15 protein-coding genes are annotated in these 19536 nt (G+C 73.9%); 8 read left to right on the top strand and 7 right to left on the bottom strand.

From position 1 onward, the window contains the following. Positions 1–148: 148 nt before the first annotated feature. The gene (locus tag ACSNOD_RS14835; protein WP_436767373.1) at positions 149–1216 is read right to left on the bottom strand and encodes a DUF3068 domain-containing protein; all 1068 of its coding nucleotides are present in this window, start codon (positions 1214–1216) and stop codon (positions 149–151) included. Between the two features lie 228 nt (positions 1217–1444). On the opposite strand from ACSNOD_RS14835, the gene ACSNOD_RS14830 reads away from it, so the two are divergent. Together ACSNOD_RS14830 and ACSNOD_RS14825 are read left to right on the top strand one after the other, a co-directional pair. After that, positions 1445–1723, top strand: coding sequence for a hypothetical protein (locus ACSNOD_RS14830; protein ID WP_436767372.1), 279 nt, complete (start codon positions 1445–1447; stop codon positions 1721–1723). Then, positions 1720–2973: a PucR family transcriptional regulator gene (locus ACSNOD_RS14825; protein WP_436767371.1), complete on the top strand. Its 1254-nt coding sequence runs from the start codon at positions 1720–1722 to the stop codon at positions 2971–2973. Before ACSNOD_RS14830 ends, ACSNOD_RS14825 begins: the two co-directional genes overlap by 4 nt. An 87-nt stretch (positions 2974–3060) precedes the next feature. On the opposite strand, the gene ACSNOD_RS14820 is transcribed toward ACSNOD_RS14825, so the two are convergent. Together ACSNOD_RS14820 and ACSNOD_RS14815 are read right to left on the bottom strand one after the other, a co-directional pair. Next, positions 3061–3714, bottom strand: a complete 654-nt coding sequence (locus ACSNOD_RS14820; protein WP_436767370.1) for a mycothiol-dependent nitroreductase Rv2466c family protein — start codon at positions 3712–3714, stop codon at positions 3061–3063. 55 nt (positions 3715–3769) lie between these two features. Then, positions 3770–4270, bottom strand: a complete 501-nt coding sequence (locus ACSNOD_RS14815) for a MarR family winged helix-turn-helix transcriptional regulator (RefSeq protein ID WP_436767369.1) — start codon at positions 4268–4270, stop codon at positions 3770–3772. A gap of 114 nt (positions 4271–4384) precedes the next feature. On the opposite strand from ACSNOD_RS14815, the gene ACSNOD_RS14810 reads away from it, so the two are divergent. The 5 genes from ACSNOD_RS14810 (at position 4385) to ACSNOD_RS14790 (ending at position 11818) form a co-directional block, all read left to right on the top strand. Continuing rightward, positions 4385–5401 carry an NADP-dependent oxidoreductase gene (locus tag ACSNOD_RS14810; RefSeq protein ID WP_436767368.1) on the top strand — a complete coding sequence of 339 codons (1017 nt, stop codon included), beginning with the start codon at positions 4385–4387 and terminating at the stop codon, positions 5399–5401. Between the two features lie 132 nt (positions 5402–5533). Next, positions 5534–6316, top strand: coding sequence for an EI24 domain-containing protein (locus ACSNOD_RS14805; RefSeq protein WP_436767367.1), 783 nt, complete (start codon positions 5534–5536; stop codon positions 6314–6316). A 314-nt stretch (positions 6317–6630) separates the two neighbouring features. Beyond that, positions 6631–8085, top strand: coding sequence for an FGGY family carbohydrate kinase (locus ACSNOD_RS14800; protein WP_436767366.1), 1455 nt, complete (start codon positions 6631–6633; stop codon positions 8083–8085). Between the two features lie 143 nt (positions 8086–8228). Next, entirely contained in the window at positions 8229–9962 is a 1734-nt protein-coding gene (locus ACSNOD_RS14795; RefSeq protein ID WP_436767365.1) for an ABC transporter ATP-binding protein, read from the top strand. A gap of 56 nt (positions 9963–10018) precedes the next feature. After that, the gene (locus tag ACSNOD_RS14790; protein WP_436767376.1) at positions 10019–11818 is read left to right on the top strand and encodes an ABC transporter ATP-binding protein; all 1800 of its coding nucleotides are present in this window, start codon (positions 10019–10021) and stop codon (positions 11816–11818) included. A 75-nt stretch (positions 11819–11893) separates the two neighbouring features. On the opposite strand, the gene ACSNOD_RS14785 is transcribed toward ACSNOD_RS14790, so the two are convergent. From ACSNOD_RS14785 to ACSNOD_RS14770, 4 genes are all read right to left on the bottom strand, one after another. After that, positions 11894–13036, bottom strand: coding sequence for an RNA polymerase sigma factor (locus tag ACSNOD_RS14785; RefSeq protein ID WP_436767375.1), 1143 nt, complete (start codon positions 13034–13036; stop codon positions 11894–11896). A 387-nt stretch (positions 13037–13423) separates the two neighbouring features. Next, positions 13424–15340, bottom strand: coding sequence for a DNA primase (gene dnaG / locus ACSNOD_RS14780; protein ID WP_436767364.1), 1917 nt, complete (start codon positions 15338–15340; stop codon positions 13424–13426). Between the two features lie 96 nt (positions 15341–15436). Next, on the bottom strand, positions 15437–16741 hold the full coding sequence (locus ACSNOD_RS14775) for an NAD(P)/FAD-dependent oxidoreductase (RefSeq protein WP_436767363.1): 1305 nt from the start codon (positions 16739–16741) through the stop codon (positions 15437–15439). Positions 16742–16936: 195 nt separating this feature from the next. Continuing rightward, a complete protein-coding gene (locus ACSNOD_RS14770; RefSeq protein ID WP_436767362.1) occupies positions 16937–18265 on the bottom strand; it encodes a deoxyguanosinetriphosphate triphosphohydrolase in 1329 nt (442 codons plus the stop codon). Positions 18266–18609: 344 nt separating this feature from the next. Between ACSNOD_RS14770 and ACSNOD_RS14765 the strand changes: the two genes are divergently transcribed. Beyond that, complete coding sequence (locus ACSNOD_RS14765; protein ID WP_436767374.1) at positions 18610–19248, top strand: SanA/YdcF family protein; 639 nt, start codon at positions 18610–18612, stop codon at positions 19246–19248. Positions 19249–19536 lie beyond the last annotated feature (288 nt).

Here is a 19536-nt window from a genome sequence, read left to right as displayed (position 1 = left end):
GGGACGGGGGCACGTGCTGGGGCATGGGAGCTCCAACTCGTTTCGGGGTGCGGAGCGTAGGGGGGCGCGGCCGGGCGCCCCGGGGCTCGGGCACGCGGCCGTAACGCTTGGCGTGGTCAGTTTTCGCCCCCGTGTGGAGAGCGGCTACTCACCGGCGTGACAATTTCCGCGGCACCAGCAGCACCACGCCCACCACCGCGAGGGCTCCGCCCACCGCCGCCGCCACCACCGGCAGCCGCTCACCGACCAGTTCCAGCCGGGAGTTGTCGTCCGCGGCCAGCTCCGCCTGGCGCCGCCGCGTCTCCGTGTCGAACCCCAGCCGGTCGCCCTTGAGCAGCGTCACCGCGTCCCGGTCGGCGCCCGGCGCCCGCAGCGTCTTCAGCGGCGAGATCACCGCGTGCAGGATGCGCCCGGTGCGCCGGTCCACCACCAGCTCGATCCCCTCGTTGGCGTACCACTCCTCGGCGAGCACCTGCGGCTGGCCCGGCCGGCTCACCAGGCGCCCGGGCACCTGCCGGGAGCCGGTCCGGGTCGGCGCCACGGAACCGGTGAAGCGGTAGCCCTCGCGGCCGGCCACCCGGGTGGTGTCCGTGAAGCGCATCGGCACGGTTCCGCCGAGGGTGTTGTCCCACCACTGGTAGGTCCGCTTCTCCACGCCGAACGGGAACTTCAGATACGCCTCGCCCGCGAACGCCGGCGACTCGTCGCAGCAGTGCACCGGCAGATTGGTCCGGCGATCGGTCACCCAGCGCTCGGTGGTCCACTGGAGCGATTTGCGCGGGTCCTTCAGCGGCAGGGTCTTGGGCGTGTCGATGGCGGTCGACACGTCCCAGATGGCACGCCCGCTGCGCACGCTGTCGTCGACGTCCCCCAGCACCCGCCGGGTGATCGTGAGCGGCTGGCCGTCGACGGTGGCGAGCTTCTCCGTGTCGAAGTAGCTGCCGGTGCCGGTGAAGACGGTGGTGACGTCCACGTCGATAGGGGTGCGCTGGGCCCGCGGCGCCACGTACCAGGCCAGCAGCGGGGCCAGGACCAGCAGGAACACCCCGGCGCCGAGGAGGGCGAGGCCGGGCCACGCGCGGGCCGGGCGGGGCAGCCGGGGCCGCCGGCGCCGGGTGCGCGGGACGGCCCCCGGGGGCTGGGCGGGGCCACCGGAATCCCGTGCGCCGGCGACCGGCGGATCGAGGTGGTGGTCGGGCGGCGACGAGCTGCGCATACGGGCACTCCTGGGGGCGCGGGACGCGGGGCCGTACGGGCCGGGAACGTAGGCCGCACTTGACGGAGTGTCAATATCCTGCCCAGACTGGGCCCTTGCCGGAGGGCCGGGCGGACACGCCCGAGGGGCGCGCTCCGGCGCGCGGGCCGCGGGGCGGTCCCGCCGGCCGGGAGACCGGACCGGCGCGTGTCGGGTGATCACCTCGTCGACAGAGAGGCTCGCCGCACCATGCACAGACTGCTCGCCGCCGCCATCACCTGTGCGGTCGCCGCGGCGCTCGCGACAGGGGCGGCCCTCGGCATCGTCGCCGCGCTGGAGGCCGCGCCGGAGCGGCCCAATGTGCCCCTGGTGACCTTTCCCGATCCCGATGACGCGGCTCCCTCGCCGGGGCCGTCCGGGGCGCCGGGCGCGTCCGGGTCCTCCGGGCCGCCGTCGGCGAGCGCGGAGGACGAGCGTCAGGGCGTACGAGATCGCGACCGTGACCGCGAACGCGACCGAACGCCGTGACGAACACCGTGGAGCGACAGGAGGTGCGGCGATTGGCCGGCCGCTCGGCCTGGCGGGACGTGCCCCCGGCGCGGGTGCGGCGGTTCGCCGCGCTGGCGATGGACGAGGTGCCCGAGCTCGCCCAGGACATCCTGCGCGAGATCCGCCACGAGTACCCGGGCCTGCCGCTCGTCCTCGACCCCTCCGGCGAACCCATGGCCCTCGTCGGCATCCGCCGCGCCCTGGAGCACTTCGTCGGCCGGCTCACCGCCCCCGACGACGCGGGGCGGGAGGTGCCCCCCGAGGTCTTCCAGGAGTTCGGCCGCGGCGAGGTGATCCAGGGCCGCAGCCTCGACTCGCTGCAGGCCGTCTACCGGCTCGGCGTGAAACTCGCCTGGCGCCGGCTCGCCGAGATCGGCCAGCAGGTCGCCATCCCGCCCCCGGCGATGTACGAGCTCGTCGAGTCCGGCTTCGACTACCTCGACGGGCTCGTCGCCCAGTCCGTGCGCGGCTACGCCGAGGCCGTCGCCCGGCAGACCGGCGAGCGGCTGCGCCTGCAGCGCCGGCTGATGGAGCTCATCCTCGGCGACCGGCCCCGGGGCGACCCCACCGCGGCGCTCGCCGAGCGGGCCGGCCGGATCGGCTGGCAGCTGCCCGGGAAGGTGGCGGTGGCGGTGCTGCTGCGCCCCGCCCCGGAGGCGGTGGCCCCCGCCGTGGGCGCCGATGTGCTGCTCGACATGGACGGCGAGCAGCCCCGGATGGTCGTGCCGGAGCCGGACGCAGCCGGGCGGGCGGAGCTGCTGCGGCGGGCGCTGGCCGGCTGGTCGGGCGCGATCGGGCCGCCCGTGGCGCTGGCCGAGGCGGCCAAGTCGCTGCGCTGGGCCGAGGCGGCGGTGCGGCTGATGGAGCGCGGGCTGCTGCCCGCCGGGCAGCTGCTGCACTGCACCGAGCACACCGAGGCGCTGGTGCTGCTGCCGCCCGAGGAGCTGATCGAGGACCTCGCCCGGCGCCGGCTCGGGCCGCTCGCCGGCTGCGGGCCCGCCCACGCCCGGCGGCTGGCCGAAACGCTGCTGGCGTGGCTGGAGACCCGGGGCGGCGCGCCGGAGGTCGCCGCCCGGCTTGGGGTCCACCCGCAGACCGTCCGCTACCGGCTGCGGCAGATCCGCGAGCTGTGGGGCGCGGAGATGGACGACCCGGACCGGCGCTTCGAGCTGGAGCTGGTGCTCAGGGCGCGGCGGCTGCGGGGAGAGCTGTCCGCGGCGCGGGGCTGAGCGGGCGGCCGGCCCGGTGCGCGGGCCGGCCGGAGGTCGGTGCGGCGAGCGTCACCGACCGCCCGTGCGGGTCGACGCGGCGCGTGCTCAGTCGAAGTTCAGGTCGCCCGTGCGGCTCCGCTTGAGCTCGAAGAACTTGTCGTACCCCGCCAGCAGCCGCACGCCGTCGAAGACCCGCAGGGCCTCCTCGCCCCGGGGGATCGCGGTGAGCACCGGACCGAAGAAGGCGACCCCGTCCACATGGAGGGTGGGGGTGCCGACCTCCTGGCCGACCGGGTCCATGCCCTCGTGGTGGCTGCGGCGCAGCGCCTCGTCGTGCGCGTCCGTGTGCGCGGCCCCGGCCAGCTCGGCCGGCAGCCCGACCTCCGCCAGCGCGCCCTCGATCGCGGCGGCGTAGTCGTCGTTCCCGCCGTTGTGGATGCGGGTGCCCAGCGCGGTGTAGAGATCGCGCAGCACCTCCGGGCCGTGCGCCTCGGCGGCGGCCACGCAGACCCTGACCGGGCCCCAGCCCTTGTCCAGCAGCTGGCGGTACCGCTCCGGCAGGTCCTCCTTGCCCTCGTTGAGGACGGACAGGCTCATCACCCGGAACCGGAGGTCCAGCTCGCGGTGGCGCTCCACCTCCAGAATCCAGCGGGAGGCGATCCAGGCGAAGGGGCAGATGGGGTCGAAGTAGAAGTCGACGGTGTGCCGGGCGGGGCCCTGCCCCGTGGTCTCCCGGCCGGCGGCGGTGTCAGCAGTCATGATCAAGAGCCTAGCGAGGGGACCGCCCCGCCCGGGAGAGCCGGGGCGGAGTGCGTCACCTGAGCCGCTCGCCCTCGGGCGTGTCACCCGCGGCGGTCAGCTCCTCCGGGGCCTGGAGGTCCACTCCGTACGCCTCCATGCCGAGCATCCGGCGCAGCAGCTCCCGCAGCAGCGTCCGCTCGGCGGCCGTCAGCCGGCCCAGCGGCTCCCGGGCGAAGTCCAGCGAGTCCCGCAGCAGGGCGGCGGTGCGCTGCCCGGCCTCGGTCGGCGCGGCGAGCTTCACCCGGCGGTCCGCGGGGTCGGGGCGGCGCTCCACCAGGCCGCGCGTCTCCAGCCGGTCCACGATCCCCGTGATGTTCGAGGGCTCGCACTTGAGCGTCTGGGCTATCCGCCGCATGGGCAGGGGCTCCCGCGCCAGCAACCCCAGCACCCGCGCCTGGGCGCCGGTCAGGGAGTGCCTGGCCGCCGCCTCCTCGTACTCCTCGTAATAACGCGCCACGACGGTGCCGATGAGCTCGACGACCTCGACGGTGAGGGGATCGCTGCGAGGTGTCATGCCCTTCAGGTTACCCGGTTACTTGACAACATGAAATATCCAGGAGCATGGTTGTTTCAGTTACTGAAACATTGCCTCAGTGAAGTGATGCTGTGGCGGAAGGAGGCCCGCTCCATGACCGAGACCCCGACCACCAGCCGGGAATGGCACCTCGTCGCCCGCCCGCAGGGCTGGCCCGAGCCCAAGGACTTCGCCCTCCGCGAGGCCGCGGTGCCGCAGCCCGGCCCCGGCCAGATCGTGGTGCGCAACGTCTTCCTCTCCGTCGACCCCTATATGCGGGGCCGGATGAGCGCGGCCAAGTCCTATGTCGAGCCGTACGAGCTGGGCAAGCCGATGCTGGGCGGCGCGGTCGGCCGCGTCGTGGCGTCCGCCGCCGAGGGCTTCGCGGAGGGCGACCACGTCCTCCACCACTTCGGCTGGCGGGAGTACGCCGCGGTCAACGCCAAGGGCGCGGTGAAGGTCGACCCCGAGGCGGCGCCGCTGAGCACCTACCTCGGCGTGCTCGGCATGCCCGGACTGACCGCCTACGCCGGACTGCTGCGGGTGGCCGACTTCAAGGAGGGCGACACCGTCTTCGTCTCCGGCGCGGCCGGCGCGGTCGGCAGCCAGGTCGGCCAGATCGCCAAGCTCAAGGGCGCCGCGCGGGTCATCGGCAGCGCCGGCTCGGACGAGAAGGTCCGGGTGCTGACGGAGGAGTACGGCTTCGACGCCGCCTTCAACTACAAGAACGGCCCCGTCGCGGAGCAGCTCCAGGCCGCCGCCCCGGACGGCATCGACGTCTACTTCGACAACGTCGGCGGCGACCACCTCGAAGCCGCCATCGGCGCGATGAACGTCCACGGCCGCATCGCCGTCTGCGGAATGATCTCGCAGTACAACGCCACGGAGCCGACGCCCGCGCCGCGCAACCTCGCCCAGATCATCGCCAAGCGGCTGCGCATCGAGGGCCTGCTCGTGGGGGACCACTACGACCTGCAGCAGCAGTTCGTCGAGGAGGTCTCCGCGTGGGTCCGCTCCGGCGAGCTGAAGTACCGCGAGACCACGGTCTCCGGGATCGAGAACACGGTCGACGCGTTCCTCGGCATGCTCCGTGGCGAGAACACGGGGAAGATGCTGGTCTCGCTCGGCTGAGGCCCCGCCTCGGGCGAGCCCGGCTTTGTCCGGGCTCCCCCGGGTCCGGCCCGGTCGGCCCCCGCACCCCGGTCCCCGCGCCGCCGCGCGACGGCGCCGGGGCCCTCCTGGCCAGCGGCTACGCTGACCCGCATGCGCGATCTCGCGGCCGGATTCGGCTACGTCATGAAGGGCCAGCGCTGGGCGGCCCGCAACACCCGCTGGTGGGGCTTCGGCCTGATACCCGCCCTGATCACCCTGGTCCTCTACGCCGGGGCGCTGCTCGCCCTCGGCCTGTGGGCGGGCGACCTCACCGGCTGGGCCACGCCCTTCGCCGACGACTGGTCCTCCCCCTGGCAGGGCCTCTTCCGCGGCTTCCTCACGGCGCTGCTCTTCGCCTGCGGCCTCTTCCTCGCCGTGGTCTCCTTCGCCGCGGTCACGCTCCTCATCGGCCAGCCGTTCTACGAGTCGCTGGCCGAGAAGGTGGACGACAGCGAGGGTGGCGCGCCGGCCGCGCCGGAGCTGCCGCTCTGGCGCGAACTGGTGGTCTCCGCGCGGGACAGCGTGCGGATTCTCGTCAAGGTCGCGGCGATCGGCGTGCTGCTGTTCCTGCTGGGCTTCATTCCGCTCATCGGGCAGACGATCGTTCCCGTCATCGGCTTCTGCGTCTCGGGGTACTTCCTGGCCGCGGAGCTCACCGCGGTGGCGCTCCAGCGGCGCGGGATCGACCTCCGGTCGCGGCTGCGGCTGCTGCGGGGCCGGCTGTGGCTCACGCTCGGTTTCGGCGTGCCCCTGGTTTTGTTGTTCCTGATTCCGCTGGTGGCGGTCTTCACGATGCCGGGGGCGGTGGCGGGGGCGACGCTGCTCGCCCGCGACGTTTTGCCTCCGGCGGACGATGAGGATGTCGACGTGGCGTCGACGTCGTCCGCGACGTGAGTTTCGCCCTCCGGGCTCGGTTTGCGCGACGTCCATGTTCACGTCGTCCGTGAGGTGACCGTCCCTGTCTTTCCGGCCTCCGGCCGGGGCAAAGACCCCGCCCCTTCGGGGCGGGAGAGAGGGGTTGCGCCGTAGGCCGGGGCAAAGACCCCGCCCCGGAGGGGTGGGGGAACAGGACCGGCCGGAGGGCGGGGCGGAGATGTCAGCCCCTTCGGGGCTGGGACAAGCCCGGGGGGCACGTCACACGCGACGGAGACATCGCGCAGGCCCGCCCGGAAAGCACCCCGCGTGAGCGGTAGGGCATCATCGGGCCCATGGGGATAGTCGCCGGACTGGACAGCTCGTCCACGTACACACGCATCGTGGTCTGTGACACGGACACGGGAGCCGTGCTGAGGCAGGGCTACGCCGCCCACCCTGGCGCCGTGGACAGCACCGGCGCCAAGCAGACCGAGCTCGACCCCCAGGCGTGGCTGATGTCCCTGGGGGACGCGGCCACCGGCGGCCTGCTGGAGGGCGTCCAGGCCATCGGCGTCTCCGCGCAGCAGCACGGGGTGATCGCCCTGGACGCCGGCGGCGTGCTGATCAGGCCCGCCCTGCTGGGGAACGACAAGCGGGGCCAGGCCGCCGCCGCGGATCTGACCGACGCGCTGGGCGGCCGCCCCGCGTGGGCGGAGGCCGTCGGCGCCGTGCCCCAGGCGGCCCAGCCGGTGACCAAGCTGCGCTGGCTGGCGCGTACGGAGCCGGAGAACGTGCGGCGGATCGCCGAGGTGCTCCAGCCGCACGACTGGCTGGTGTGGCAGTTGCTCGGCCGACCCGTGCGGCGGACCACCGACCGGGGCGACGCCTCCGGCACCGGCTACTGGTCGGCGGCCACCGGCGCCTACCGCCCCGACCTGATCGAGCTGGCGCTGGGCCATCAGGTGTCCCTGCCGGAGGTGATCGGCCCGGCGGAGCCGGCCGGGCACACCCCGGAGGGCCTGCTGATCTCCGCCGGGACCGGCGAGACCATGGCCGCGGCGCTCGGCCTGGGCCTGGGCATCGGGGACGCCGTGGTGTCGCTGGGCGCCTCGGGCTCGGCCTTCGCCGTGCACCACGAGGCCCTCGTGGACCCGACCGGGACGATCACGTCCTTCGCGGACGCGACCGGCATGCACCTGCCGGTGGTGCACACGCTGAACGCCGTACGCGTGCTGCGGGGCACCGCCGAGCTGCTGGGGACGGATCTGGAGGGGCTGTCCGCGCTGGCCCTGAAGTCGACGCCGGGCTCGCACGGCCTCGTCCTGCTGCCGTATCTGGAGGGCGAGCGCACGCCGCAGCTGCCGCACACCGCGGGCACGCTCACCGGCCTGCGCCGGGAGAGCATGAAGCCGGAGCATCTGGCGCGGGCGGCCTTCGAGGGGATGCTGTGCGGCCTGGCGGACGCGCTGGACGTGCTGCGCGGCCGCGGCGTGGCCGTGCACCGGGTGTTCCTGCTGGGCGCGGCGGCGTCCCTGCCGGCGGTCCAGGCCGCGGCGCCCGGCCTCTTCGGCGCGCAGGTGGTCGTGGTGCAGCCGGCGGACTACGCGGCGGTGGGCGCGGCCCGGCAGGCGGCGTGGGCGCTGGGGGTGCAGCACGGCACCCTCTCCCCGCACCAGCCGCCGCACTGGCAGACCGCCCCGTACCAGGCGTTCGACCCGGGTGACGAGCTGGCGGTGGGCCAGGCGGTGCGGCAGCAGTACGTGGCGGTGCGCGAGCAGACGCACCCCGGGGCCTTCGCCCAGAGCTGAAACGATCCGGCGGTCCGGGCCTGACGGGCCGTCAAGCCTCGGGTTCGACTGACGTCGGAGTCAAATGGAGTTGACCTCAACCTGGGTCAAGGATCGAGAGTGGGGGTCGTAACGCCGACCGTGACGATCCCGAGAGACCTCGTGTGCTGATAAAACTGCTGCGCTCCCATATACGGCCGTACCGACGGCCCCTCGCCCTGCTGGTGCTGCTCCAACTCGTCCAGACCCTTGCCGCCCTCTACCTGCCGACCCTCAACGCGGACATCATCGACGAGGGTGTGGTGAAGGGCGACACCACCGCGATCCTCGAGTACGGCGCCCTGATGACCGCCGTGACGCTGCTGCAGATGGGCTGCACGATCGGCGCCGTGTACTACGGCTCCCGCACCGCCATGGAGATCGGCCGGGACATCCGGGCCGCGGTGTTCGACCGGGTGCAGAGCTTCTCCGCCCGGGAGATGGGCCAGTTCGGCGCCCCGTCGCTGATCACCCGGACCACCAATGACGTCCAGCAGGTGCAGATGCTGGCGCTGATGACGTTCATCCTGATGGTGTCGGCGCCGATCATGTGCGTCGGCGGCATTCTGATGGCCCTCGCGCAGGACGTGCCGCTGTCCGGGCTGCTGCTGGCGGTCGTGCCGGCGCTGGCCGTCGTGATCGGCCTGATCCTGCGCCGGATGGGCCCGCTCTTCCGGGACATGCAGGACCGGCTGGACACCGTGAACCGGGTGCTGCGCGAGCAGATCACCGGCATCCGCGTCATCCGGGCGTTCGTTCGCGACGACCACGAGCGCGAGCGCTTCGACCGGGCCAACACCGATCTGACGGACGTCGGGCTGCGCACCGGCCGGCTGATGGCGCTGATGTTCCCCGCGGTGATGACGGTGATCAACTTCGCCGCGGTGGCCGTGCTGTGGTTCGGCGCCCACCGCATCGACAGCGGCGGCATGCAGGTGGGCGCGCTCACCGCCTTCCTCAGCTATCTGATGCAGATTCTGATGTCCGTGATGATGGCCACCTTCATGTTCATGATGGTGCCGCGCGCGGAGGTGTGCGCCGAGCGGATCGACGAGGTGCTGCGCACCGAGTCGAGCGTGGTGCCGCCGGTGGCCCCGGTGCGCGAGCTGCGCCGCGGCGCCACGCTGGAGCTGCGGGGCGCGGAGTTCCGCTACCCCGGCGCCGAGGCGAAGGTGCTGCACGGGATCGATCTGCTGGCGCGGCCGGGCGAGACCACGGCCGTGATCGGGTCGACCGGCAGCGGCAAGAGCACCCTGCTGGGGCTGGTGCCCCGGCTGTTCGACGCCACGGCGGGCCAGGTGCTGGTCGGCGGGGTGGACGTGCGGGAGCTGGACCCGGCGCTGATGGCGCGCACGGTCGGGCTGGTGCCGCAGAAGCCGTATCTGTTCTCCGGCACGGTGGCGTCCAATCTGCGCTACGGGCGGCCGGACGCCACGGACGAGGAGCTGTGGCAGGCCCTGGAGACCGCCCAGGCCAGGGAGTTCGTGGAGCGGATGGAGGGCGGCCTGGAGGCGCCGATCGCCCAGGGCGGCACCAATGTCTCGGGCGGTCAGCGGCAGCGGCTGGCGATCGCGCGGGCGCTGGTGCGCCGGCCGGGGATCTACCTCTTCGACGACTCCTTCTCCGCCCTGGACTACGCCACGGACGCGGCGCTGCGGGCGGCGCTGGCCCGGGACACCGCCGACGCGACGGTGGTGATCGTGGCCCAGCGGGTGGCGACCATTCGCGACGCCGACCGGATCGTGGTCCTCGACGAGGGCCGGGTGGTCGGCACCGGCACCCATCAGGAGCTGATGGCGGACAGCGAGACCTATCGGGAGATCGTGCTCTCCCAGCTCACCGAGCGGGAGGCGGCGTGAAGACCGACAGGACCACGGCCCGGGGCCCGGCGCCGGCCGCCGGCCCGGCCCGGTTCATGGGCGGCCAGCCCACCGAGCGCTCGATGGACTTCAAGGGCTCCGGCCGGCGGCTGCTGGCCCGGCTGCGCCCGGAGCGCGCCCGGCTGTACGGGGTGCTGGCGGCCGGCCTGGTGTCCGTGGCGCTCTCGGTGGTCGGCCCGAAGCTGCTGGGCGAGGCCACCGATGTGATCGTCGAGGGGGCGGTGCTGCCGCCGGCCGCCGGCGTGGACTTCGGGGCCGCCGGCGAGGTGCTGCTGTGGGCGCTGGGGGTGTACGCGGTCGCCGGTGCGCTCGGCGTCGCCCAGGCCCGGCTGTCGGCCGCGGCCATCAACCGGACCGTGTTCCGGCTGCGCGAGGAGGTGGAGGCCAAGCTGTCCCGGCTGCCGCTGTCGTACTTCGACCGCCAGTCGCGGGGCGAGGTGCTCAGCCGCGCCACCAACGACATCGACAACGTCGGCCAGACGCTGACCCAGACCATGGGCCAGATCGTGAACTCGCTGCTCATGATCGTCGGTGTGCTGGCGATGATGTTCTGGATCTCGCCGCTGCTGGCGCTGGTGGCGGTGCTGACGGTGCCGGTGTCGGTCTATGTGGCGACGGCCGTCGGCAAGCGCGCGCAGCCGCAGTTCGTGGCGCAGTGGCGCACCACGGGCAAGCTGAACGCGCACATCGAGGAGATGTACACCGGGCACTCGCTGGTGAAGGTGTTCGGCCGGCAGGAGGAGTCCGCCGAGGCCTTCCGGGAGCAGAACGAGGCGCTGTTCCGGGCCGGCTTCCGGGCCCAGTTCATCAGCGGGATCATCCAGCCGGCGATGGCGTTCATCGGCAACCTCAACTATGTGCTGGTGGCGGTGATCGGCGGGCTGCGGGTGGCCTCGGGCTCGCTGTCGATCGGTGATGTGCAGGCGTTCATCCAGTACTCCCGGATGTTCAGCCAGCCGCTGACGCAGGTGGCGAGCATGGCCAACCTGGTGCAGTCGGGCGTGGCCTCCGCCGAGCGGGTCTTCGAGCTGCTGGACGCCGAGGAGCAGCGGCCCGAGCCGAGCGGCGCGGCGCTGCCGGTGCCGACGCGGGGCCGGGTGACGCTGGAGGACGTGTCCTTCCGCTACGAGCCGGAGAAGCCGCTGATCGACGGGCTGTCGCTGACGGTGGAGCCGGGGCAGACGGTGGCGATCGTCGGTCCGACGGGCGCGGGCAAGACCACGCTGGTCAATCTGCTGATGCGGTTCTACGAGGTCAGCGGCGGCCGGATCACCCTGGACGGGGTGGACATCGCGTCCGTGCCCCGGCCCGAGGTGCGGTCGCGGATCGGCATGGTGCTCCAGGAGACGTGGCTGTTCGGCGGCACGATCGCGGAGAACATCGCGTACGGCGCCGAGGGGGCCACCCGCGAGCGGGTGGAGGAGGCCGCGCGGCTGGCCCACGCCGACCGGTTCATCCGCACCCTGCCGGACGGCTACGACACGGTCGTCGACGACGAGGGCGACGGGCTCAGCGCGGGCGAGAAGCAGCTCATCACCATTGCCCGGGCGTTCCTCTCGGACCCGGTGATCCTGGTTCTGGACGAGGCGACCAGCTCGGTCGACACCCGTACCGAGGTGCTCATCCAGCGGGCCATGGCACGGCTGAGCCGCGGCCGGACCAGCTTCGTCATCGCCCACCGGCTCTCCACGATCCGGGACGCCGATGTGATCCTGGTCATGGAGTCGGGCGCGATCGTGGAACAGGGCGGCCACGCCGAGCTGTTGGCGGCGGACGGCGCGTACGCGCGGCTGTACCGGGCGCAGTTCGCCCAGGCCGTGGTGGAGGTGGACTAGCGGCTCACGGGCCGTGCGGCTCATGAGCCCCGCGGCTCATGGGCCGTGCGGCGCACCGGCCGCGGCGGCGGACGGTCAGTCGAGGTAGCCGCGGAGCTGGTCGGCGAAGGCGTGGTCGCGCAGCTTGCCGAGGGTCTTGGACTCGATCTGGCGGATGCGCTCCCGGGTCACGCCGAAGATCCTGCCGATCTCCTCCAGGGTGCGCGGCCGGCCGTCCACCAGCCCGTAGCGGAGCTGGACGACCTTGCGCTCGCGCTCGCCGAGCGTGGAGAGCACGGCCTCCAGGTGCTCGCGCAGCAGCAGGAAGGCGGCCGATTCGACGGGCGAGGCGGCGTCCCCGTCCTCGATGAGGTCGCCGAGCGCGACGTCGTCCTCCTCGCCGACGGGGGCGTGCAGCGACACCGGCTCCTGGGCGAGCCGCAGCACCTCGCCGACCCGCTCGGGGGGCAGGTCGAGCTGGGCGCCGACCTCCTCCGCGGTGGGTTCGTAGCCGCGCTCCTGGAGCATGCGGCGCTGCACCCGCACCACGCGGTTGATCAGCTCCACCACGTGCACCGGGACGCGGATCGTCCGGGCCTGGTCGGCCAGCGCCCGGGACATGGCCTGGCGTATCCACCAGGTCGCGTACGTGGAGAACTTGTAGCCGCGGGCGTAGTCGAACTTCTCCACGGCCCGGATCAGGCCCAGATTGCCCTCCTGGACCAGGTCGAGCATGGTCAGCCCGCGGCCCACGTAGCGCTTGGCGACGGAGACGACGAGGCGCAGATTGGCCTCGATGAGCCGGCGCTTGGCCATCCGGCCGAGCACCACCAGGGTGTCGAGGTCCCCCGCGAGCTGCGAGTCCAGGTCGGGGGTGCTGCCCAGTTTCTCCTCGGCGAACAGCCCGGCCTCGACCCGGCGCGCCAGCTCGACCTCCTCGGCGGCGGTCAGCAGCGGTATCCGGCCGATCTCGCGCAGGTACTGGCGGAAGAGGTCGGAGGAGGGCCCGGAGGTGTCCGGCCGCTGCGCGGGCCCCGGTGGCTCGGGCTCCGGCCGCTCGGCCTCGGCGGGTGCGGGGTCGGTGACCTCGGACTCGGTCGCCGCGCCGGCCTTGGCGCGGGGGGCCGGTCCCGCCGGTTCCGCCGGTCCCGGCGCGGCGACGGCCGTCGGGGTCAGGGTCTGGGTCTGCACGGGGGCGACCTCCAGGGTGATCGCTGCCGGTCGGGGGGTGTGCGGCAGCGGAACGGCGCGGCGGGCCGCTGGGGCGGACCGCGCGGCACGCCCCGGCCGTTCCGTACAACGTGAGCCGTTCCGTACAACGTCAGCGGGACGATCCGCGGGAGTGAGGCGGAACTCCGCGTTCCGAGGACTCAGGCACCGGCAACCAGTGTGGGGTACGACGTGTGGTCGCCACGAGGGGCGTGCGAGCACTTTTTCCCGGCCGGAAGGGCGGGGTGGGCGGCGGTTCCGGCCCGGCGAAGGGGGTACGGGGCCGGTACGGGGGCGGCCCCCGTACCGGGGAAACGGTTCCGCCGCGCGGGGCCCCGGGCCGGGGTGGCCCGCCCGCGCCGGGAGCGCGGGCCGCGACCGCCGCGGGGTCGGAACCGTGGGGTCAGGGCCGCGGGGTCAGAGCGCCGCCGCGCCGCGTTCGCGGAGCGCCGTCCCGTACTGCTGGAGCACCCAGATCTCGTTCTGGACGGCGGCCACGTGCTCGGGGTCCGCGTGCGGGCCCAGCCGCACCAGATTGCCCTGTATCTCCGCCACCCGGCGCTCCACCGCCCGCAGCCGCACATGCACCAGCTGCGTGCCGGCGTAGGTCTCGTCGACGGTCCGGCTGTGGATCGCCTCCACGGCCAGCTCGGTGACGAGCGCGCGGACCGTGTCGTCGGGCGCGGCGTCCCGGACCCGGCGCAGATAGTCCTCGTCGGCGCCGGCCGCGCCCCCGGCCGCCTCGACGGCGGCGCGCACGGCGGCGTAGGGCGCGGCGGTGAACTCGTCGGCGCCGTAGGCGTCGAAGGCCGGGGAGACCAGGTGCGGGTGCTGGAGGGCGAGCTTGAGCAGCTCGCGCTCGGTGCGGTGGGCGGGGCTGCGCAGGTCCAGCCGGGGGCCGCGGGGGCCGGCCGGCGCCGGCCGGTCCGCGCCCGGGCCGGGCCGGGCGCCGCCCCGGAGCTCCTGGGCGGGGCCGCCCGGGCCGCCGCGCTGGCCGCGGTCGCGCGCCCAGCGGGCGAGCTGCCCCACGCGCCGCACCACGAACTGGCTGTCGAGGATGCCGAGCATGCCGGCGAGCTGGACGGCGTACTCGTGCTGGATCGCCGTGTTCTTGATCCCCGCGACGATGGGCGCGGCGGCCTCCAGCGCGGCGGCGCGCCCCTCGGCGGTGTCGAGGTTGTGCCGGGCGACCACCTGGCGGATGGCGAAGGCGAACAGCGGGGTGCGCTGCTCGACCAGGGCCGCGACGGCGGCGTCGCCCTCGGCGAGCCGCAGCTCGCAGGGGTCCATGCCGCCGGGGGTGATGGCGATGGAGGTCTCGGCGGCGAACTTCTGGTCGTCCTCGAAGGCCCGCAGCGCGGCCTTCTGGCCGGCCGCGTCGCCGTCGAAGGTGAAGATCACCTCGGCGCCGCTGTTGTCCATCAGCAGCCGGCGCAGGATCTTGATGTGGTCGCCGCCGAAGGCGGTGCCACAGGTGGCGATGGCGGTGGTGACACCCGCGAGGTGGCAGGCCATGACGTCGGTGTAGCCCTCGACGACGACGGCCCGGCTGGTCTTGGCGATCTCCTTCTTGGCGAGGTCGATGCCGTAGAGGACGTGCGACTTCTTGTAGATCGCGGTCTCGGGGGTGTTGAGGTACTTGGGGCCGTTGTCGTCGTCGCGCAGCTTGCGGGCGCCGAAGCCGACGACCTCGCCGGTGATGTCCCGGATCGGCCACATCAGCCGGCCGCGGAAGCGGTCGATGGGCCGCCCGCCGCGGCTCTCCTGGGCGAGCCCGGAGAGGATCAGCTCCTTGTCGCTGAAGCCGCGGCCGCGCAGATAGCGGGTGAGGTGGTCCCAGCCGGCCGGGCTGTAGCCGACGCCGAAGTGGGCGGCGGCGGCCTGGTCGAAGCCGCGCTCGGCGAGGAACTTCCGGCCGATCTCGGCCTCGGCGCCGTCGAGCTGCTCGGTGTAGAACTGGGCCGCCGCGCGGTGGGCCTCGACCAGTCGGATGCGCTCGCCCTGCTGGCGGCCGGGGGTGTAGCCGCCCTCCTCGTACCGCAGGGTGATCCCGGCCTGGGACGCGAGCCGCTCGACGGCCTCGGAGAAGGACAGGTGGTCGACCTTCATCACGAAGTCGAGCGTGTCGCCGCCCTCCTGGCAGCCGAAGCAGTAGTACAGCCCCTTGCTGGGGCTGACCTGGAACGACGGGCTCTTCTCGTCGTGGAAGGGGCACAGGCCCTTGAGGTTGCCGCCGCCGGCGTTGCGCAGCTGGAGGTATTCGGACACGACGGAGTCGATCGGGATCGCGTCCCGAACCGCCTTCACGTCGTCGTCATTGATCCTTCCGGCCACGCGTGAATTCTACGGGGGTTTCCCTCCGTCCCCGCCCGCGCTGTCGCCCGCGGCGGGCGGGGACCGGGCGGGCGGGAACCGGGGGGATGGGCCCGGTCAGGGAAGGAGGTCGGTCAGGGGCACGTCGGGGTCGGCGAGGCGGGCGGGGTCGAGCTCGGCACCGGAGCGGATCAGGTTCCCGATCGCCTCGGTCACGTCCCAGACGTTGACGTTCATCCCGGCCAGCAGCCGGCCGCCGCTCAGCCAGAAGGCGATGAACTGGCGCTTTCCGGCGTCGCCGCGCACGACGACCTGGTCGTACGAGCCGGGCGGGGCGAATCCCGTGTACTCCAGCCCGACGTCGTACTGGTCGGAGAAGAAGTACGGCAGCCGGTCGTGGGAGACGTCCCGGCCGAGCATGGCGCGGGCGGCGGCCGGGCCGGTGTGCAGGGCGTTCGCCCAGTGCTCGACGCGCAGCAGCCGCGGGGTGCCGGCGGGGCCGGCCCCGGCCCTGCCGGGGAGGGGGAGGGCGCCCGGCAGCGGCGTGGCGGCGGCGTCGCCCGCGGCGTAGATGTCGGGGTCGCTGGTGCGCAGGCCCGCGTCCACGACGATGCCGCCGCCGGCGGCCCGGTCGGCCACGGCCAGGCCCGCCGCCTCGGCGAGCGCGGTGCGCGGGGCGGCGCCGATGGCGGCGAGCACGTCGTGCGCGGGGTGCTCCTCGCCGTCGTCGGTGCGCGCGGCCAGCACCACGCCGTCCTGGCCGACGATCTCCGTGAGCCGGGCGCCGAAGTGGAAGCGGACGCCGTGCTCGCGGTGCAGGTCGGTGAAGAGGCTGCCCAGCTCGGGGCCCAGCACCGGGTGCAGCGGGGTCGGCTCGGCCTCGACGACGGTGACCTCCGCGCCGTAGCCGCGGGCCGCGGCGGCCACCTCCAGGCCGATCCAGCCTGCGCCGGCGATCAGGATGTGGCCGTTGTCACGGCCCAGGGAGGCGAGCACATTGCGCAGCCGCTCCGCGTGGGCGAGCCGCCGCAGGTGGTGCACGCCGGCCAGGTCCGTGCCGGGGACGTCCAGGCGGCGCGGCTCGGCGCCGGTGGCCAGCAGCAGCTTGTCGTACTGGATGCGGGTGCCGTCGCCGAGGGTGACGACCTTGGCGGCCCGGTCGAGCTGGACGGCCGGCAGGCCGAGGTGGAGCTCGATGTCGGCGCCCGCGTACCAGGCGGGGTCGTGCACGAAGACGCTGTCGCGCTCGTCCGCACCGGTCAGATAGCCCTTGGACAGCGGCGGGCGCTCATAGGGGTGGTCGCGTTCGTCGCCGATGAGGATCACCCGGCCGGTGAAGCCCTCCGAGCGCAGGGTCTCGGCGGCCTTCGCCCCGGCCAGCCCTCCTCCGACGATGACGAACGTCTGATCCGCGTCGACCACTTGGTGCCTCCTCAGTGCCAGGAGTGGAGCCTGACGTCAGCGTCATTCCATGGTCCCCCGTGTCCGCGTCTGGAGTGAGCCTCCCGCACGGCGTCTGCCGCGGGAAGAGGGGGTGAGGGGCGAGGCGCCCCTCACCGGGCCCCGCCCGGGGCCGTCCCGGGCCGCCCGGACCCACCCGCGACCGCCCGCCGGCGGCTAGCGGCGCTTGGCGGTGAGGCGGGCGTGCAGGCGGCGGGCGGAGGCGTCCGTGAGCGACGCGATCTGGTCGACGACGACCCGGCGCCGCGCGCTGTCGTCCGCGGCCGCCGCGTACAGCGCCCGGAACTGCGGGTCGAAGCCGTCCGGCGCGCCCGCGCTGAGCCGCTCCGCCAGCTCCGTGAGCACGATCCGCTGGTCGGCGCGGACCCGCTCCTGGGCCGGCCGCTGCATCACGTAGAGATCGGCGACCGCCTTGAGGACCGCGCACTCCAGGCGGGCGGCGCGCGGCACGACGAGCTCGGCGGCGTACCGGGTGAGCCGCCCGGTGCCGTACGCCTCGCGGGTGGCGTTCTCCGCGGCCAGGCAGAAGCGGCCGATGAGCTGGCTGGTGGCGTCCTTCAACCGGGCCTGGGCGATGGCCGATCCGTCGTAGCCGTGCGGCCACCACTCCTGGTCGAGCAGCCGGTCGAGGGCCTCGGCCAGCTCCTCCTCCGCCGTGCCGGGCGGGGCGTAGCGGCGCAGGGCGACGCCGAACACCTCGCGCCGCTCGGGCTCGGCGAGCAGCTGGTTCGGGTCGAGGTGCCCGGCGTGCAGCCCGTCCTCCAGGTCGTGCACGGAGTACGCCACGTCGTCGGACCAGTCCATGACCTGCGCCTCGAAGCACCGGCGGTGGCCGGGCGCGCCCTGCCTCACCCAGGCGAAGACCGGCAGGTCGTCCTCGTAGACCCCGAACTTCGGGGAGCCGGGGTCGGTGGGGTGCGCGCCGCGCGGCCAGGGGTACTTGGTCGCGGCGTCGAGCGCGGCCCGGGTCAGGTTGAGGCCCACGCTCTCCGGCTCGCCGCTCGCGCCGGGGACGAACCGTTTCGGTTCGAGCCGGGTGAGCAGGCGCAGCGACTGGGCGTTGCCCTCGAAGCCGCCGCAGTCCTTGGCGAACTCGTCCAGCACCTTTTCGCCGTTGTGGCCGAAGGGTGGGTGGCCGAGGTCGTGCGCGAGGCACGCGGCCTCGACGAGGTCGGGGTCGCAGCCGAGCGCGGCGCCCAGCTCGCGGCCGACCTGGGCGCACTCCAGGGAGTGCGTGAGCCGGGTGCGGGGGCTGGCGTCCCACGCCGGCGAGCCGCCGTCGGGCTCCTCCTCGTCCGGCGCGGAGCCCGGGGTGACCACCTGCGTCTTGCCGGCGAGCCGGCGCAGCGCGGCGGAGTGCAGCACGCGGGCCCGGTCGCGCTGGAAGGCGGTCCGCCCGGGCCGCTTGTCCGGCTCCGGCGCCCAGCGCGCGCTGTCGCTCTCGCGGTACGGGGTGTTGTTCTTTTCGTGGTGCGGGGTGCTCATGCCGCGGGGCGGGGTGCTGTCGCCGTGGTGCGGTTGTGCCGGACGGTGCGGGGGTGACGTGTCAGCCCAGTGGTTCCCTGCCATACGAGGACCGTAACGGGCGCCACCGACAGTCGCGTACCGGAAGGATGCGAACGTTTCGACGCGGTCGTTCGTCCTCCCGTACGAGGGGCTGACGCGTCGGCGTACGAGGCGGGGGCGGGCGCGCGCCCGAAACGGAGGGACACGTGGGGTTGCGGTTGCGCGTTTTCGGGTCGCCGCGGTTGTGGTCGCGGTCGCGCTTCGGGACGCGGTTGCGCTGGCCGAGGACGACGCGTGGCAGGCGGCGCGCGGTGCGGGTGCTGATGCTGGGCTGCGTGCTGGCGCTCCTGCCGTCCGCGTGGCTGCACGCGTCGGCGTCGGACCGGGTGCGCGGCGTGGCCGACGTGCCGCCGGCGCCGGTCGGCATCGTCTTCGGCGCGGGCCTGTGGGAGGGCCGCCCGTCGCCGTACCTCGCCCACCGGCTGGACGCCGCGGCCGAGCTGTACCGGGCGGGCACGATCCGGGTGGTCCTGGTGACCGGCGACAACAGCCGCGAGGATTATGACGAGCCGAACGCGATGCGGGCGTATCTCACGGAGCGCGGGGTGCCCGCGGATCGCATCGTCAGCGATTTCGCCGGCTTCGACACATGGGACTCCTGCGCCAGGGCGCGGCGGATCTTCGGCGTGGAACGGGCGGTGCTGATCAGTCAGGACTTCCACATCCGCAGGGCGCTGGCCCTCTGCGGGGCGGCGGGGATCGACGCCTACGGGGTCGGGGTGACCGAGCGGCGGGACTCCGTCTGGTACTACGGCGGAGTCCGGGAGATCGGGGCGGCGGGGAAGGCGGTCCTCGACGTGGTCCTGCGGCCCGAGCCGAAATTTTTGGGCCCGCGGGAGGAGGGAGTGCGTGACGCCCTCCGGGCGGGTTCGCGTGACGTTCACGTTGTGGGTCGTCCGTGACGTGACCGTCGCCGTTCTTCCGGCCGAGGGCCGGGGCGCTTTTCCCTCGTGGGGTGCGCTCTGAGCGGGTTCGCGCGACGACCGGGGTCACGTTGCCTGCGACGTGAGCGCCGGCGTCTGCCCGCGCCTTCGGTGCGGGGACCACCACCCCACCCTGGCCGAAGGCCGGGGCAAACCCCGCCCCTTCGGGGCGGGAGAGGGAGATCGCGCCGAAGGCCGGGGCCCTGCCCCTTCGGGGCGGAGCACCACCTCCATCCCGGCCGTAGGCCGGGGGAAACGCCCCCCCCC

Source organism: Streptomyces sp. URMC 123, assembly GCF_051386515.1.
In the GTDB taxonomy this organism is placed as follows: Bacteria; Actinomycetota; Actinomycetes; order Streptomycetales; family Streptomycetaceae; genus Streptomyces.
This window is presented reverse-complemented; position numbering and strand designations above follow the sequence as displayed.